This is a genomic window from Dendrosporobacter quercicolus, from assembly GCF_900104455.1.
In the GTDB taxonomy this organism is placed as follows: Bacteria; Bacillota; Negativicutes; order DSM-1736; family Dendrosporobacteraceae; genus Dendrosporobacter; species Dendrosporobacter quercicolus.
The window spans coordinates 655,611-672,637 of sequence record NZ_FNHB01000001.1; the positions used below are offsets into that span (position 1 = coordinate 655,611).

Genomic DNA, 17,027 nt, shown 5'->3' on the forward strand with positions numbered 1-17,027 from the left:
AAATCCTCCTTCTAAAATAAAAACTTGATCCAGTCACTATTTATCCTGAATCTTCGTTCGAATCATCCATGAACCTCTTACAGCCTTAACCGCACGAAAGAGCAAACTGGCTGTCAGCGGGCCGGTCTAAAAAATCGCCTTACTTTCGTCCATAACGATATAGAATTACCCGTCCCTTCAGCCGGAGCCTGACTGGCTGCGGCATAATCCAAAACCCCGTAGCAGGCCGTATTGATCGGACTGAAGTATTCCGGGGATAAACCTTGCGGTGCTGCGGCTTGCCCGGCCGGCATTTCAAAGATTCGTTCCACACATTCGCTAAAACTGCTGAGAAGTGAGCTGCCGCCGGTGATATATGTATTTTCGGCCGCCACTTCAGTCAGCGCCGGTTTTAGGTATGCATGGATAATTCCTACGATTTCTTCGACCCGGCTCTCAATGATGTTATACAGAAAATCATAGGCTATATTTTTATCCGTAGTCCCCTGGTCATTACAATCCAAAATCACGCCGCTGCCGTGCAGCTTTTTATCTAATTTAGAAAAATAGCGCTTAATTGCCTCGGCATGATCATAGTTTATACCGACTCCCTGCATAATGTCAGATGTAATATAATCCCCGCCAAGCGGCAATGATCCCATCTTATGAATTTTCCCATATTCATTATACATGATAATATCCGTATTGCCTGCGCCAATATCTAATACAATACAAGGCTTAACCGGCAAACCCGCTGTCAGCGCCGCCCCGGCAACAACAGCATTGGCGACAATACGCGCGATATGAATGCCGGAAGCTTCTACCGCCTGTACAAAACTGTTGAGCATTGTTTTGGGAACAGTCACAATCTGAACTTCAGCCAATAAACGCTGGCCTGATTTGCCTAGCGGTGCTGCAGAAAATACCTCATCATCAACCCTGAAACACTCCGGCAAAACGTGCAGTACTTCCAGCTCTTCCGTTACCGATGCCAGCACAGCCGCCCGGCATACGCGATCAACATCACGATCGGAAACCACTTTACCGGCGGTAAGCGCTATGCTGCCAACAGCCTTATAGGCTTCCAGCCCCATACCGCTAATGCCCAGATAAATCTCGCTATTTATACTGTCCGTATCAGAAGCCACACAATCGACTGCTTGCTTAAGGGACTTTATCACCGAATCCTGATTGGTTATCACGCCTTTTGTAAAGCCATCGGTTGGGACAACGCCGATCCCTGTTGGCACTACCTTACCATTACTATCAACCGACCCGGAAAACGCCTTAATCAGGCTGCAGCCCAAGTCAATTGCTAAAATATCCTGCTTACCCATAACCTAATCCTCACAAATATTATGTTTCTTTCCATATGTTTGTTTCAACAGAAGTAGCATTTTCCCTTTTTTTGTTACAAAGAAAATATTCGATTTCATAAATTCTCCGCCAAGCCCTGGCGAGCAGGAGCGCTACCGACAAAAACAAACAACAACCGCCAAATAGGGCGGTTGTCTGAGTGTTATTATTTTTTTAAAAAATATCGACGAATAATTGCTAAATTTTGAAAAATGCGCAAGCCAAAGGCCAATAGCGCGACATAATATAAATCAATACCCAATCTTTCACCAAGATAAACCAGTCCAGCCGCCAATAAGGCGTTTGTAAAGAAACCGGTTATAAATACCGTATTGTCAAAACGCTCCTCAGCAGCTGCCCGCAGCCCGCCGAAAACTGAGTCGAGTGAAGCCAGCAAGGCCACAGACATAAATTTTGCGTACTCTACCGGTATACTGACAGGAAATAAAGTACCAATGATAAGACCAATCATAAGACCGGCAATCGGTAAAGCCACTATTTACCAGCCTCCTTGACAGGCTTGGCAAACTCAAAACGGAATGTTCCTTTGTAAGCAGGCACCAATACATCCTCTAACGTCTTAATTGTCACCTGTATGCCCCAAAACTGCAGGGTTTCCACGACACCGCCGCGCATCTTAAGCGCATTTTCCAGAGTTGCCGGATCGCCAATGGCTCTGATGTCATACGGGGGAGAATAACGGGTGTTATTTACCGATAAAGTAGGACCCGCACAGCGAATCTCCGAACTGGCAATCAGCCGCTGTTCATTAATCGAAATAGCCTCAGCGCCGGCTGCCCATAGCTCATTGATTACTTTTAATATATCATCGTCATGAATTAAGTACAGGTTAGGGTTTTCACCGGGTTTTGAAGGACGTTTACTGTCATCTATTGTAACGATGATTCCCGGCCCCTGCAGGGCAACCACTCCCGCCCCCATCTTGGTAAGCTCGGATTCACGTGAACCGCTTGCGTTTACTGAGGCCTGACGGAGCGTGTGCACCTCGTTTAATAAAGCATCACGATCTTTCTCAGTTTGGCTCAGGCGCTGCGATAAATCTTCGATCCGCTGAAAGGGAACGGTAGAATGAATATCCTGAGTTGTTCTGAATTGAACAGCAAGCATGACACCAAGCACTACGCATACAAACGCAATTGCGGCTTGTCCCTGCCTTACAGCTAGCATTTTAACTAACTCCTTCCTTTGTTGTCTGGAATTTGATTACCGGTGAAGAAAAGTTTAGATCAATATATTCGACAATCAAATTTTTTTCCAGAATTTCCTTTAGCATAGCCTGGGTAAGCTCGGCTTTCTCCACTAATCGCTCAGCGCTGCCCACGCGAATTTGAATGGAATTGTTGGTATAGGCAAAAATGTGTCCACCGCTAATATTAACTTCGGAAAGCTGGTCTAAAGTCGCCTCGTCAATATTGGCTAAATAGCTTAGGATAGTAGTTACCTCACGATCCTGAACCTGATCCCCCACATAACCCGATTCCAGCCGTACACCGGTAATCATCGGCACCCGTATTTTTTTTAAATTTTTATAAACTGCCAGCACAACCCCCTGTTTGTCGACTTCCACAAACCCGTAACTGTTGGCGATATAGGCCAATGGCTTTCGTTCGACGATGCTAATAACAATAGTGCCGGGAAATTCACGCGAAACATGCACCTCTGCAACCCGAAGGTCTCGTGACAGCCGTTGCTCTATTTCCCTGATATTTAACCGGAAGATATTTACCCGCTCCGGTAAGGCGGCCACGCGCAGAATCTCTTCATCAGACATGTATTTATTCCCCTGCGTCACAATCGGCCCAACAGTAAAAACTGAAGAGTTAAGAAACAAAAAACCGGCAATCAAAACAATCAACACAAACAGCAACCAGGAAAACAGCCGCCTGGGAACTTCCTGCCGTTCCCGTGGTTTATACTCCAATCGTTCCGGTTCCCGCATTTAATCCCTCCATTGATATGACATCAGCCCAATACCACAGAAGTAATTATACACCAGCATGAACCATAAGATAAAGGGAAACTTAACAAACTTATGGGGCAAAATAAGAAAATCCGGCTTGATGCCGGAGGCTTTTGGCAGCAGCGTAAAAATGCATATTTATCGCCTGTATTTGGCTGGCCCGCAACAGGCATGTCCACCACAGCGGGACTCAACACACAGCCAGCCGGTGGACGCCACGACGCCGCTGATCCGGAGCGCACGCGCTCCGTCAGCAAGCTTATACATAAAGGGTGCCTTTATCAGACACCCTCGGAATGATTAAATTGTCGCTGATAATAGCAGCCGCTCACATAAGTCGGCAAAACTTATCCCTGCGGCGGCAGCCGACTTTGGCACCAGGCTGGTTGCCGTCATCCCCGGTATGGTATTAACTTCCAGTACATAGGGATTGTTGCTGCGGTCAATCATGATGTCCACCCTGGCAATGCCCCTACAGCCCAAAACGGTAAACGCGCTTACCGCCGCCTGCTGCACCTGGCTTGCGGTCCGTTCATCCAGCCGGGCCGGAATTATATAGTCAGTAGCTCCTTTTGTGTACTTGGAACGGTAGTCGTATCTGCCGGAGTGAGGTACGATTTCAATCATCGGCAGAGCCTGCGGCTGGCTGTCGCCCCAAACAGCAACAGTCACTTCCCTGCCGTCAATAAATTGCTCAACCAGCAAGTCATTGCTATAGTCAAAAGCCTGATCAATTGCCGGCAGCAACTGGTTTTCCTCTTCGACAATCGTAACTCCGATACTGGAGCCCTGAGCGCTGGATTTCACGACAACCGGGATGCTGAATTCCGCTAAGATTTCACCGAAAATCTTTTGTTTATCAACAGTTTTACGGTATAATCTGGACCGAGGCGTTGGTATGCCTGCCGCCAGAAACAGGCGTTTGGATACCGCCTTATCCATGGCGACAGCACTTGCCATCAAACCGGAGCCGGTATAGGGAATACCAATAAGTTCAAGAGCTCCCTGTACAGCTCCATCCTCGCCGTATTTGCCATGAATCGCATTAAACACCACTTCGATTTGATGTTCTTTCAGTTGTTCAAACAGCTGCTGCGGGATCAAATCCAAACCAATCGCCTGATACCCCTTCTCGCGTAATGCCTGTAAAATAGCGTTGCCGGTATTTAAAGAAACTTCCCGCTCGTCTGAAGGTCCGCCCATTAATACGGCTATCTTTTTACTCTTCATGAAATTCTATCCTCCCGGGTCAGTCAGAGCGGATGATACACGCTCCCAGACTTTGTAACTTAAGTTCTAAATGCTCATAACCTCTGTCAATATGATAAACCTGTTCTATTTCTGAAACGCCCTGCGCTGCCAGGGCCGCTAAAACCAAAGCCCCGCCTGCTCTGAGATCAGGCGCGGCAACAACAGCGCCCGTCATCTTTGATACGCCACGGATAATGGCCGTTCGCCCTTCCACCTTAATTTTAGCCCCCATCCGGGTAAGCTCATCCACATGCTTAAATCTGTTTTCAAAGATTGTTTCCGTGATAATACTGGTTCCTTTAGCCACAGCCAGCAAGGAAAGCATTGGCGCCTGCAAATCGGTCGGAAAACCGGGAAAAGGCAGTGTTTTGATATCAACACCCCGTAAATCGCCCGCCCTGATCCGGATATTATCATTGCGCGCAGTTATTTGAGCTCCAATTTCTTCCAGTTTGTCTGTAACCGAGAACAAATGTTCCGGTGAAATATTATCAACCGTTATATCTCCTTGGGTGATTGCTCCGGCAATCAGAAAAGTTCCCGCCTGGATCCGGTCAGGCATAATGATATGCTCTGCCGGAAAAAGTTTGGTTACCCCTTCTATTTTGATGGTATCAGTGCCTGCACCTGCCACTTTGGCGCCCATTTTGTTTAAAAAATCCTGTAAATCAACAATTTCCGGTTCCCGGGCCGCATTTCTGATAATGCTTGTTCCTTTGGCCATGACAGCAGCCATCATTGCATTCTCGGTAGCACCGACACTGGGAAAATCAAACTGAATCTCCGCCCCGGTCAAAACACCGGCCTCAGCCTCGATATAACCATAGCTTTCTTTCACCTTTGCCCCCAATTTTTCCAGCGCTTTAATATGTAAATCAATCGGACGCGGACCAATTGCACAGCCGCCGGGATAGGATACCCGCACCTTACGGAATTTTCCCAGCAACGGTCCCATCAAAAAAACCGAAGCTCGCATTTCCCGCATGAGATGTTCCGGTATTTCCTGCTTACTTACTGTGCTTGTATCAATGATCAGGGAATATCCATCCTGCTTAATTTTAGCCCCTAACAATTCCAGAATTTCTTGCATTGCCCGTATATCACTCAAGTGTGGTACATCATGCAGGATGCTCACTCCTGAACATAGGAGCGTGGCAGCCATAATTGGCAGCGTGGCGTTTTTGGCTCCGCCAACCCGAATCTTACCAGCAAGTTGTACTTCTCCCGTGACGACAAACTTTTCCATCGTCTCCCCTCCTAAGAAAAGCACAATCACCCCTCAATCAACAAAACGTACATAAATTAAACGATTTGATGCCTATAGGATTTATTTAGGGTTTCTACCAATTCTTCACCGACAAGATAAATATTTCCGGCGCCCATCGTCATGACCAAATCTCCCGGCTCTACGATTTCACTCAGGTAGCAGGCTATTTTGTTTCGGTCTTGAATATAGACCACTTTATTGCCGGTTTGGCACTCTACCTCCTCTTTGATCGTTTCACCGTTAATCCCCGGTATCTGCGTTTCTCCCGCCGAATAGACATCGGTCAATACCAGCAGGTCGGCTGAAGTAAAGGCCCCGCCAAACTCCCGGCGTAAAAATTTTGTTCGGGAATAACGATGGGGCTGAAAGACACAAATTAAACGCTTAGGCTGAGTCTGCCGGGCAGCCTGGAGAGTTGTTGCTATTTCCGTAGGATGATGCGCATAATCATCCACCACCCAAACCCCGTTTATTCTGCCTTTGGTCTGAAATCGCCGCTTGGCCCCATTAAACAATGACAAACCTTCAGCAATCTGGGCAAAATCCAGCCCGATGTTTTCACCCACAACAATGGCGGCAAGGGCATTGGCAATATTATGCCGTCCCGGAATATTTAATCGAATCGTTCCCAGATAATTCTCCCGGCGATATACTTCAAAAACCGTTAATGCTCCCTGGGTGCTGATATTTCTTGCCGTATATTCGGCCGGATAATCTATACCGTAAGAAATATATGGTCGCTCCAGACCTGAAGCAATCTCACGAATATATTCATTGTCGAAACACAGTACAGCTAATCCATCAGTTGATGATAATTTCAGCAAAAATTGATTGAACGTATGTAATATATTATCCATTGTGCCATAAAAATCCATATGATCATTCTCAATATTTGTGACAATTGCTATCTTTGGTGCAAATTTGAGGAAAGAACCGTCGCTCTCATCAGCCTCAGCTACCAGAAACTTCCCTCTTCCCAGCTTGGCATTGCCGCCCAGATAATCCAGTTCACCGCCAATCAAGATGGTAGGATCAACACCGGCCTTTTCCAGCATGATCGCCACCATCGACGTTGTGGTCGTTTTGCCGTGCGCTCCCGCCACGGCGATACCGGCCGAGGCGTTCATCAATTCCGCCAAAATGTCCGAGCGGTGGAAAACCGGCAAGCCCCGGTCTTTAGCCGCGATTATTTCCGGATTGTCTTGCCGGATAGCGGTTGAAACGACAACAGCATCGCTATCTTTAAGGTTTTTGCTGCTATGACCGATAAAAATCCTGGCCCCCATTGTTTCAAGCTTATCCGTAGTCTCAGATTTATTCAAATCAGAACCAGAAATATCATACCCTTTTTCTAACAATACTTTCGCAATTGCACTCATGCCCGCGCCACCAATGCCGACAAAGTGAATCTGTTTTAGGTTATTTAGCAAAAAAAATTCTCCCCTTTCTGGCCCGCTGCAATAACTACTCTTTGGTGTATGTTATTGTATGCATATCATATATCGATTGTTACAATTCCTTAGCGCGGTTGACTAAGCTCAATCGCCAGCCGGGCTATATCCGCAGCAGCCTCAGGCCGGCCTAACGCTTTACTGGCCTGAGCCATGCCGGCAAGTCTGGCTGAATCGCCGATCAGTTCACGAACTGTTTTTAGCAGGCGTTTGCCCGTTAAGTCGCAATCCCTGATAACCACTGCAGCCCCACGCTGCTCCATAACCCGGGCATTAAGCTCCTGATGATTTTCCGCCGCATAAGGGTATGGAATAAGAACAGCCGGAATCCCAAGCGCAGTAAGCTCAGCCAACCCGACAGCCCCGGCTCTAAAGACGGCCAAATCGGCAATCGCCAAAGCTTTGGGCATATTATGAAGATACGGCTTAATGCTAATATTGCCAGTGCTGGTAATATCTATACCCATTTGCATTAAATTTCCAACGATGCCATTATACTCATTTTTTCCGGTAACATGCAATAGCTGCACAGATTTATTTTGTACATAATACCGGTGAACCTCCAGCATGGCCTGATTGATACTTCTTGCACCGCGGCTGCCTCCTGATATGAGTATGGTCCTTTTTGCCGGATCCAGTCCCAGTTCGGCAAACCCCTCAGCCCTGGTGGCGCTCAAAACTTCCGGCCTGATTGGATTACCGGTAAAAACAATCTTTTCCCGGTCATAAAAATATTGGCAGGTATCGGCATAACCAACGGCAATTTTGGCAACAAACCGGGCTAAAATACGATTGGTAATTCCCGGAATAACATTTTGTTCCTGAACCATTGTCGGAATCCCCATAAGACTGGCGGTCAGCAAAACCGGTCCGCAGACATAACCGCCTGTCCCAATAACAAGATCCGGTTTAAAATCACGGATGATTTTCCGGGACTCCCAGAGACTGCCGACAGCCTTCATTAAGGTTACGAAATTACTGACCGACAATTTACGGGCAAAACCGCGAATATTTATTGTTCTGAATGGCAGCCCTTCCTGCGGGATAATATCGGCCTCCAGACCCTCCCGGGTGCCAACATAAAGTATTTCGCAGGGTTTAACCAGGCTTTGCACCGTTTTAATCAAAGTAATGGCGGGGTAGATATGGCCACCTGTTCCCCCGCCCGAAACAATTATCCGCATCGCAAGACGCCTCCTGTATTGAGCTAATTGCCCTTACGGCTTTATCCCGGCCGCTAATGCGCCGTTACTTCAGGCTGACATACCGGGATATATTCAGCAATATGCCGACACCGGCCAAGGTAAAAATCAGTGAAGAACCGCCAAAGCTTAAAAAGGGCAGCGGTATTCCGGTAACCGGCATGGAAGCAGTTACCACCGCAATATTCATCAAGGCCTGCACCATAATCATAGTAGTCAGTCCTGTGGCCAGAATACTGCCATAAATATCCGGAGCTGAAATGGCAACCTTCAGCCCCCGCCAGGCAAACAGGAAAAAAAGTACGATGACGGTAAGCGTACCAATCAATCCCAGTTCTTCACCCAAAATGGCAAAAATGAAATCGGTATGCGGCTCGGGTAAATACAAAAATTTCTCTCTGCTCCGGCCCAGGCCTACCCCAAACAGTCCGCCTGAACCAATGGCATACAGCGACTGAATAATGTGATATCCCGTATCCAGCGGATCAGCCCACGGGTCACTAAAAGCCAGCAGGCGCTTCATCCGGTAAGGCTCGAACAGCACCGCCGCAATGATCCCGGCTACCCCAGCCGCCCCCAGTGACCCCAAATGCTTCAATTTGGCTCCGGCAACAAACAATAGTACAAATACCGTGCCGCCAATTGATAAGGCGGTACCTAGATCAGGTTCTTTCAAAATCAACCCAAAGACCACCAGCAGCATTAAGAGCTGTGGTACGACCCCTTTGATAAAGCTGCCGATTTTTTCCTGATGTTTTGCCAAACTGCCTGCCGTAAACAGCACCATACTTAACTTGGCAATTTCCGAAGGCTGCAGATAAAGCGAACCAAATCCCAGCCAGCGCCTGGCGCCATTGACGACCTTGCCCAGTCCCGGCACCAGCACCAGCACCAATAGCACCAAAGTTACAAGCATCATTGGCTTGGCCAGCTTGCGCCAGACATGGTAGTCAAGATTCATGGTGAAAATCATGCACAATAAGCCTAAAGAAGCCCAAATCATTTGCCGTTTGAGAAAATAATAGCTGTCATTAAAATTAACATAGGCTGAAACCGCACTTGAACTATACACCATAATTACGCCAATTCCCAGCAGTGCTATCACCGCAAAAAAGATGATAAAATCAGGCGACTTAGGTCTAGCGGCCAAAGGATTTCCCTCCTACCCCAATTTACGGACCAGATTTTTGAATGTTTTACCCCGCTCCTCATAATTCGCAAACATATCATAGCTGGAACAAGCCGGTGACAGCAGGACGATTTGCCCCGGCTTTGCCAGATGATGAGCCAGAATCACCGCTTCATCCAAGGATGGCGCAGTATGGATATTGACGACTCCAGCCTTAATAGCCGCTGCCCGAAACCGGTCTTTGGCCTCGCCAAGCAAGATCAGCTGATCAACCTTTTCCTTGATTAAGCCGGTAAATTCCGCTAGATCAGTCATTTTATCACGGCCGCCGGCAATCAGAATAACATTGCCCGCGAAAGCCTCAAGCGCCTTAATGGACGACTCCGGATTCGTCGCCTTAGAGTCATTGTAATACTCGGCGCCATTGATTCCGGCGACAAATTCAATCCGGTGCTCCACTCCCTGAAAGGTTTTAATCACCGCAGCCAAGCGCGCGGGTTCTACCCCGGCCAGAAAGGCCACGCCGCAGGCGGCCAAAACATTCTCAACATTATGAGCGCCTTTAATTTTGAGATCTGCCACCGGACAGATTACATAGGTTTGGTCATCCCAGGCAATCGTGAAGCTTCCCTGTTGGACAAATACGCCCTGCGGCAGCTGTTCCTTTCGGCTGAAATACATTACCTTAGCCGCAGCCCGCTCAGCCATCGGCCGGATTTTCTCATCATCATAATTCAATACCAAATAATCCGCCGGAGTCTGATTCTTAAAAATGTGTTCTTTGGTTTGTTGGTATAAGTCAATGGAATGGTGGCGGTCAAGATGATCGGGCGTTATATTCAGCACCGCAGCGATCTGCGGGCGGAAATTGATAATCCCTTCTAACTGGAAACTGGATATTTCCGCAACCACCAACCCGTTTGCGCCGATGGTTTCCACTTCTTTACTTAACGCCGCGCCGATATTTCCGCCAACCACGATATCCCGGCCGGTAGTTCTAAGCATATCGCCAATCAGCGTAGTCGTCGTCGTTTTGCCGTTTGTGCCGGTAATCGCAACAATCGGTGCGCGGCATAAGCGGTAAGCAACTTCAATTTCGCTCATCACTGTAATCCCCAGCGCCTTAGCCGTTTGAACAAGCGGTAAATGAATCGATATACCCGGCGATACAATCAAATAATCAATATCTGCCAGCAGACTTTCATCCTGCCGGCCGAATATCAGTTGAATGCCGCACCGTTCTAAAAAGGTAAAATCCTGCTGGATTTTGGAGGCTGATTTGGCGTCATTGAGAATTACCCGGCCGCCATGCTTTTGTAAAATACCGGCTACCGCGATACCGCTGACCCCCGCGCCAAGCACCAGAATCGTTTTATGTTTAAATTCCACCCTATATACCTCCTGACTGGGTAACTGCCAATATAACCAATGCGATTGCGCTGAATACCGCTCCGACCAGCCAAAAAACAGTAACAACTTTATTTTCCGACCAGCCGGCCAATTCAAAATGGTGATGAATTGGACTCATTAAGAATACCCGCCGTCCGGTTGATTTAAATGAAATCACCTGAATAATGACCGACAGAGCTTCAATGACAAAAACACCGCCCACGATGACCAGGAGCAATTCCGTCTTGGTCATGACCGAAACAGCGGCCAGCGCCCCGCCTAAAGCCAATGAGCCAGTGTCGCCCATAAAAACCTTGGCCGGATGGGCGTTATAGCGCAGGAAACCCAAAGTAGCTCCCGCGAGTGCGACGCAGAATATGGCCAGCTCGGGCTTGGCAAAATGCATACAGATAATGGCATAAGCCAGTGCTGCAACCGTAGTAGTGCCGGCTGCCAGGCCGTCAAGGCCATCGGTAAGGTTGACGGCGTTGGTTGTTCCTACAAGCACCAGAAAGATCAAAATGTAATACAGCGCCCCCAAATCCACATGAATGCCCAGCAAAGGAATCCATAAATCTGTCTGGCGTCCCATATAATTGATGGCAATATAACATAAGGCAATCGCCATGATGATCTGGCCCAATAATTTCTGTCTGGCTTTAAGGCCGAGCGAACGCTTGAGCACCACTTTGATAAAATCGTCGACAAAGCCCAGCAACCCATGCCCCAGCGTAACGAAGAGCGCCAGCCATACTTCCAGGCTGGAACCGGCAAAATACACTGCCGGAACAATTAAGGCCGCTAAAATAATGATCCCCCCCATGGTCGGGGTTCCTGCTTTAGCATAATGCCGTTCGGGCCCTTCCTGGCGAATACTTTGACCAAATTTCAATTGCCGGAGTAATGGAATAATGACTGGTCCGCCGATAATTGCGATGATAAAAGCCATTACTGCGGCATAAAACAATTCATGCATGATAAGCCTCCCCGGACGTTTACGACAACTTCTCCAATATTTTCTCCATCTTCATGCCGCGTGACCCTTTGAGTAAAATAGTGTCCTCAGGCTTTAGTATTGCCCGCAGATACTCAGCCGCCTGTTGATGGCTGTCGCAGACTCTGGCTGCGGCTACTCCGTGCAGCCGGGCGGTCTGGGCAATATGAGCAGCCAGCGGTCCGATGGTCACAACAATATCCACGCCGCTTTCCGCCAGTTTCCGTCCGGCCTCGCAATGCGCGTCAACAGCTATCGCTCCAAGCTCCAGCATATCCCCCAATACAGCGATGCGTCTGCCGGGCGCAACTTCTTTTAACGTATCAATTGCCGCCGCCATGGACATCGGGCTGGCATTATAAGCATCATTAATGATATGGTACTTGCCAAGCTTCTCCATTGACAACCGCATAGCGCCTGGCGTAAACAGGGTTAACCCGGCTTTTATTTCAGCAGTGCTCAGCCCTAGCTCCAGCCCTGCGGCAATGGCGGCCAGCGCATTATAAACATTGTGCCGGCCGACAGCCGGAATTTCAACTGTAAAACCCGTCTGCTCCCACACACAGTCAAATACCGTCCCGCCGCCCTTGCTGATGATATTGGCCGCCCTTACCTGACAGGGGTGCTGAATGCCGTAAAAGACAACCCGGGCGGAGCTTTTGCTCTGCATTGCCCGTACATAATCATTGTCGGCATTAAGAATAACTACTCCGTCGGCAGGTATTGCCTCAACCAGTTCAGCTTTCGCTGCGGCAATATTATCAAGCGAACCGAGCAGCTCCAGGTGAGTTTCGCCGACATTGGTCACAATGCCAATGGTTGGCCTGGCAAGAAAAGCCAGCTCACGGATCTCACCCAAGCCGCGCATTCCCATTTCCACCACCGCCGCCTGATGCCCGCTGGCTAATTGAAGCAGCGTAAACGGCAACCCAATTTCGTTATTATAATTGGCCTGGGTTTTCAATACGGAAAACCGGCTGGCTAATACGGCGGCAGTAAAATCCTTGGTTGTTGTCTTGCCATTGGAACCGGTGACAGCCACCAATGGAATGGTAAATTTAGCCCGGTGCCAGGCGGCAATGGCCTGATAAGCCTTTAAGGTGTCCGGTACCGCAATTACGGAGACATTGGCGGGGATGTTCAGGCCGGTCCTGCTGATTAGCACCCCGGCTGCACCGTTTAATACGGCCTGCTCAATAAAGTTATGCCCGTCAAAGCGCTCCCCTGCTATCGCCACAAATAAATTACCGGCCCGGATGGTTCGCGAATCAGTCGCAACACCGGTGAAATCTGACCCCGCCCGATTGGCGATGCTGCCGCCGGTAACCCGGCCTATTTCGTCAACATTAAATGCAGCCATCAGCGTAGCCCCCTGAGAATTTGCCGGGCTATTTGACGGTCATCAAAAGAGATGGTCTGATCTTTTAATATTTGATAAGTCTCATGGCCTTTTCCGGCAATAATGACAATATCATCACGGCCGGCTAGCGTTAAGGCCCTGGTAATTGCCTGGCGGCGGTCGACAATCTTCTCATACTTTTTGTCGGCCGCCAGTTCCGGCTTAATGCCTGCTTCAATTTCAGTTAAAATAAAATCCGGATCTTCACTGCGCGGGTTATCAGAGGTGGCAATGATGACATCCGCCATTTGCGCAGCTATTTTACCCATCACCGGCCGCTTGGTCCGGTCTCTGTCCCCGCCGCAGCCAAAGACTGCGATAATCCGCCGTTTGGCAAACTGCCTGGCTGTCCGCAAAATATTTTCCAGACCGTCAGGCGTATGGGCGTAGTCAACAATCACCGCAAAGTCCTGGCCTTCATCCACCAGTTCAAACCGGCCCGGCACGCTGCTAAAGCTTTCCAGCGACTGCCTGATCAGCTTAATATCCACACCCTCAGCCAAGGCTGCGCCAATGGCCCCCAGAACATTATATACGTTAAATATACCGGTTATTTTTAAGGCCAAAGCAAAATCCCCCAGCCAGCTGGCAACATGAAACCTGGCTCCGGCGGCTTGAACATCAATTGACTGCGCCTGGATATCGGCGGCCTGGTTAATTGCGTAAGTGATTGCCCGGCAGTTCGTATTGGCCAGCATAGCTGAACCTGCGTCATCATCGATATTGATGACGGCGGCTTTATTGCCCTTATGGCCGTCCTGCCGGCCAAGCAGCCGGAACAGTTCGGCCTTGGCATCAATATAGTTTTCAAAAGTAAGATGAAAATCCAGATGATCGCGGGTAACATTGGTAAATACGCCGACATCAAATTCACAGCCGGCAACCCTGTTCAAGGCCAGAGCATGTGAGGATACCTCCATAATTACATAATCAATGCCGGCGTTAACCATTTCAGCCAGCACGGTTTGCAATTCGACAACATCCGGCGTGGTATTTTTAACCGGTAATATCCGGTCTTCAATTAAGGTCTGAATGGTTCCGCTGATTCCTACCCTGAACCCGGCCTGCTTCAGGATGCTTCTGATGAGATAAGTTGTCGTAGTTTTGCCGTTGGTTCCGGTAACGCCAATCATCCGCAGTTTACGGGCCGGATAATCAAAAAAATACGGAACAACCGCCTGCATCGCCTGCCTGGTGCTGGGAACCTGAATAACCGTTAAGCCCGCCGGGGCTTTTACCGGCTTTTCCACCAGCACCGCAACGGCTCCCGCGGCATAAGCCTGGTTAATATAGCTATGACCGTCAACTTTACTTCCGCTCAGACAGATAAACAATGTCCCCTCAACGACCTCACGGGAATCATAGGCCACAACCTTGATGGTTTTATTTTTATCGCCTTCCACTTCGGCAGTTGAAAGCAATGCTAACAATTCCGTTAAATTCTTTTCCATATCTATCCCTCCTGCAACGCTAACACTATTATTGCCAATATTACCAATTTTATCTTAACTGGCTGAAAAAGTCCAATTCATCCTATTCATCAAAGAAAATGGTTACACTGGTTCCCGGAGGCGCTTTACTGCCCGCAAGCGGGTCTTGTTTCACCGCAACGGAACCCGAACCGACCGGCCTGATCGCCAGACCCACAGCAGATAATATTTCGGCCGATTGGGTCAGGGTGAGCCCCTGGCAGTCCGGTATAGTAATATCACCGGAATTGTAGCGGGGCGTAAGCGTATACAACAATACGCTCGACCCCTGCGGCATCCGGCTGCCGGGTTTGGGGATTTGATCCGCCACCCGGTCGCCAGTCTCCTCAGTCCGGGCTTCAAGATTATTTTTTTTCAATTCTTTTACCGCGTCATCCACCAGTAAATTGATCAGATCAGGCACTATTACATGTTCAGCCTGCGTGCTGACTTTTTCGTTTCCGGTAACGCTGGGCGTAACCTTTAAATACTGAAGAAGGTCTTTCATGACAGCTCCAAATACCGGCGCCGCAATCTGCCCACCATAATACATCCCGACCGGCTCATCTATGACCACCAGCATAGCGAGCTCCGGGTTGTCAGCCGGCGCAAAACCGGCAAAGGACGCAACATATTTACCGGCCATATAGCCTCCTGCGCCTACTTTTTGCGCAGTCCCGGTTTTGCCGGCAATACGGTATCCTTCAATAAAGGCATTCTTGCCCGAACCGTTGGTGACAACGCCTTCCAGAATACTTTTCACCAGGCGGGCAGTATCCGGATCAATTACCTGATTTAAGATATCCGGCTGAAACCCGCGAATCATCTCATCATTTTTGCTGCGAATTTCCCGGACAATTTGCGGCCTTGTCCGCAAGCCGTCATTCGCCACCGCTGAAACTGCGCTTAACAGCTGAATAGGCGTAACCGCAATGCTTTGCCCCATTGACATCGTAGCAATATTAATCGGTGTAGCTTTATTTTGATCAATCATTATCCCTTTGGCTTCGCCAGGCAAATCAATTCCGGTAGATTTACCTAACCCGAATTGATTTAAGTATTTATAGAACGGATCTTTACCCAGTCTGAGACCGGCAGTAACAAAGCCCACATTACAGGAGTTCTCGACAACTTCGCGAAAAGTCTGGCTGCCATGCCCGCCATGCTTCCAGCAGTGAATGGTTCGGCCCTGCACTTCTATTCCGCCGGGATCGAAAAACCGTTCTTCCGGCGTTACCACCTTATCGCCCAAAACGGCCGATGTAGTTAAAATTTTAAAAGTGGAACCCGGCTCGTACGCATTGGACACGGCAACATTGCGCCATAATTTGGACGGATAGTCGGCAAACTGATTGGGATTATAATCAGGGCGGTTGGCCAGTGCCAGAATTTCCCCGGTTTTAGGTTGCATTACAATAATAGTTGCGGCCTTGGCCTGGGTATCTTTCATCACTTTTTCCAGTTCACGTTCGATAATTTGTTGAATGACCAAATCAATTGTCAGATAAATATTATTGCCGTCGGTGGGCGCTGAAAATCGATGTCTGGCGTAAGGTATCTCCCGCCCTCTGGCATCGTATTCAACAATAATACTGCCCGGCCGCCCACGCAGATAATTGTCGAAGGTCATTTCAACACCATCCAGGCCCTGGCTGTCAATGCCCGTAAACCCAAGAATATGAGCCGCCAGCTGATCGTGCGGATAATAACGGCGTCCTTCCTGTGTCAGGCCAATGCCCGGAAGATTGAGCTTCTTTACTTCTCTCGCCGTTTCATCCTCAATCTTGCGTTTTATCCAGGTAAAAGCCTGGCGTTTTTTTAGTTTGGCGGCAAGCTTATCTTGGTCCAACGCTAAAATAGCAGCCAATTTGGCTGCTGTCTCCTCGGCGTTGCTTATTTCTGCAGGTATTGCGTAAACTGAATCAGTGCTCATGCTAACAGCTAATTCTCTTCCTTTGCGATCATAAATAATACCGCGTTTAGCTTCAACCGGGATATCACGAATCCGTTGGTCAATCGCATTTTCAGTTAACCAGCCACTGCGATAAAACTGGAGATACATTAGTCTACAACCTAGTCCAATCATGATTACCGAAACAAAAAGGAAAAACCAGGCCACTCTTTTTCTTATGGTAACATGTGTTGCTGACGCCAACCGCA

Annotated in this window: 14 protein-coding genes; all 14 read right to left on the reverse strand. The window is 48.6% G+C overall.

The features are described 5' to 3' along the window. Positions 1-113: 113 nt before the first annotated feature. Positions 114-1,316: a cell division protein FtsA gene (gene ftsA / locus BLR06_RS03170; RefSeq protein WP_092068195.1), complete on the reverse strand. Its 1,203-nt coding sequence runs from the start codon at positions 1,314-1,316 to the stop codon at positions 114-116. A gap of 185 nt (positions 1,317-1,501) precedes the next feature. Beyond that, positions 1,502-1,831, reverse strand: a complete 330-nt coding sequence (locus tag BLR06_RS03175; RefSeq protein WP_092068197.1) for a small basic family protein — start codon at positions 1,829-1,831, stop codon at positions 1,502-1,504. Then, positions 1,831-2,523, reverse strand: coding sequence for a DUF881 domain-containing protein (locus BLR06_RS03180; protein WP_092068199.1), 693 nt, complete (start codon positions 2,521-2,523; stop codon positions 1,831-1,833). Before BLR06_RS03180 ends, BLR06_RS03175 begins: the two co-directional genes overlap by 1 nt. Before the next feature lies 1 nt (position 2,524). Further along, the gene (locus BLR06_RS03185; protein ID WP_092068201.1) at positions 2,525-3,295 is read right to left on the reverse strand and encodes a cell division protein FtsQ/DivIB; all 771 of its coding nucleotides are present in this window, start codon (positions 3,293-3,295) and stop codon (positions 2,525-2,527) included. A gap of 321 nt (positions 3,296-3,616) precedes the next feature. After that, the gene (locus tag BLR06_RS03195) at positions 3,617-4,546 is read right to left on the reverse strand and encodes a D-alanine--D-alanine ligase family protein (RefSeq protein WP_092068205.1); all 930 of its coding nucleotides are present in this window, start codon (positions 4,544-4,546) and stop codon (positions 3,617-3,619) included. A gap of 19 nt (positions 4,547-4,565) precedes the next feature. Continuing rightward, a complete protein-coding gene (gene murA / locus BLR06_RS03200; protein WP_092068207.1) occupies positions 4,566-5,813 on the reverse strand; it encodes a UDP-N-acetylglucosamine 1-carboxyvinyltransferase in 1,248 nt (415 codons plus the stop codon). A 56-nt stretch (positions 5,814-5,869) separates the two neighbouring features. After that, on the reverse strand, positions 5,870-7,264 hold the full coding sequence (gene murC, locus BLR06_RS03205) for a UDP-N-acetylmuramate--L-alanine ligase (protein ID WP_092068209.1): 1,395 nt from the start codon (positions 7,262-7,264) through the stop codon (positions 5,870-5,872). A gap of 89 nt (positions 7,265-7,353) precedes the next feature. Next, positions 7,354-8,469: an undecaprenyldiphospho-muramoylpentapeptide beta-N-acetylglucosaminyltransferase gene (gene murG, locus BLR06_RS03210; RefSeq protein ID WP_092068211.1), complete on the reverse strand. Its 1,116-nt coding sequence runs from the start codon at positions 8,467-8,469 to the stop codon at positions 7,354-7,356. Between the two features lie 64 nt (positions 8,470-8,533). Then, positions 8,534-9,637 carry a stage V sporulation protein E gene (spoVE, locus tag BLR06_RS03215; protein ID WP_092068213.1) on the reverse strand — a complete coding sequence of 368 codons (1,104 nt, stop codon included), beginning with the start codon at positions 9,635-9,637 and terminating at the stop codon, positions 8,534-8,536. A gap of 12 nt (positions 9,638-9,649) precedes the next feature. Next, entirely contained in the window at positions 9,650-11,005 is a 1,356-nt protein-coding gene (gene murD / locus BLR06_RS03220; protein WP_092068215.1) for a UDP-N-acetylmuramoyl-L-alanine--D-glutamate ligase, read from the reverse strand. 1 nt (position 11,006) lies between these two features. Beyond that, the gene (mraY, locus tag BLR06_RS03225; protein WP_092068217.1) at positions 11,007-11,981 is read right to left on the reverse strand and encodes a phospho-N-acetylmuramoyl-pentapeptide-transferase; all 975 of its coding nucleotides are present in this window, start codon (positions 11,979-11,981) and stop codon (positions 11,007-11,009) included. A gap of 19 nt (positions 11,982-12,000) precedes the next feature. Beyond that, positions 12,001-13,359 carry a UDP-N-acetylmuramoyl-tripeptide--D-alanyl-D-alanine ligase gene (locus tag BLR06_RS03230; protein WP_092068219.1) on the reverse strand — a complete coding sequence of 453 codons (1,359 nt, stop codon included), beginning with the start codon at positions 13,357-13,359 and terminating at the stop codon, positions 12,001-12,003. Then, positions 13,359-14,849 (reverse strand): UDP-N-acetylmuramoyl-L-alanyl-D-glutamate--2,6-diaminopimelate ligase, encoded by a 1,491-nt coding sequence (locus tag BLR06_RS03235; protein WP_092068221.1) that lies wholly within the window; start codon positions 14,847-14,849, stop codon positions 13,359-13,361. Before BLR06_RS03235 ends, BLR06_RS03230 begins: the two co-directional genes overlap by 1 nt. 82 nt (positions 14,850-14,931) lie before the next feature. Next, complete coding sequence (locus tag BLR06_RS03240; protein WP_092068223.1) at positions 14,932-17,022, reverse strand: stage V sporulation protein D; 2,091 nt, start codon at positions 17,020-17,022, stop codon at positions 14,932-14,934. Between the last annotated feature and the right edge of the window lie 5 nt (positions 17,023-17,027).

What these genes read in the sequence shown, in the direction of transcription:
- ftsA (WP_092068195.1), bottom strand. Translation starts at nt 1,316, where the DNA reads ATGGGTAAGCAGGATATTTTAGCAATTGACTTGGGCTGCAGCCTGATT.
- BLR06_RS03180 (WP_092068199.1), bottom strand. Translation starts at nt 2,523, where the DNA reads ATGCTAGCTGTAAGGCAGGGACAAGCCGCAATTGCGTTTGTATGCGTA.
- BLR06_RS03185 (WP_092068201.1), bottom strand. Translation starts at nt 3,295, where the DNA reads ATGCGGGAACCGGAACGATTGGAGTATAAACCACGGGAACGGCAGGAA.
- BLR06_RS03195 (WP_092068205.1), bottom strand. Translation starts at nt 4,546, where the DNA reads ATGAAGAGTAAAAAGATAGCCGTATTAATGGGCGGACCTTCAGACGAG.
- murA (WP_092068207.1), bottom strand. Translation starts at nt 5,813, where the DNA reads ATGGAAAAGTTTGTCGTCACGGGAGAAGTACAACTTGCTGGTAAGATT.
- murG (WP_092068211.1), bottom strand. Translation starts at nt 8,469, where the DNA reads ATGCGGATAATTGTTTCGGGCGGGGGAACAGGTGGCCATATCTACCCC.
- mraY (WP_092068217.1), bottom strand. Translation starts at nt 11,981, where the DNA reads ATGCATGAATTGTTTTATGCCGCAGTAATGGCTTTTATCATCGCAATT.
- BLR06_RS03230 (WP_092068219.1), bottom strand. Translation starts at nt 13,359, where the DNA reads ATGGCTGCATTTAATGTTGACGAAATAGGCCGGGTTACCGGCGGCAGC.
- BLR06_RS03235 (WP_092068221.1), bottom strand. Translation starts at nt 14,849, where the DNA reads ATGGAAAAGAATTTAACGGAATTGTTAGCATTGCTTTCAACTGCCGAA.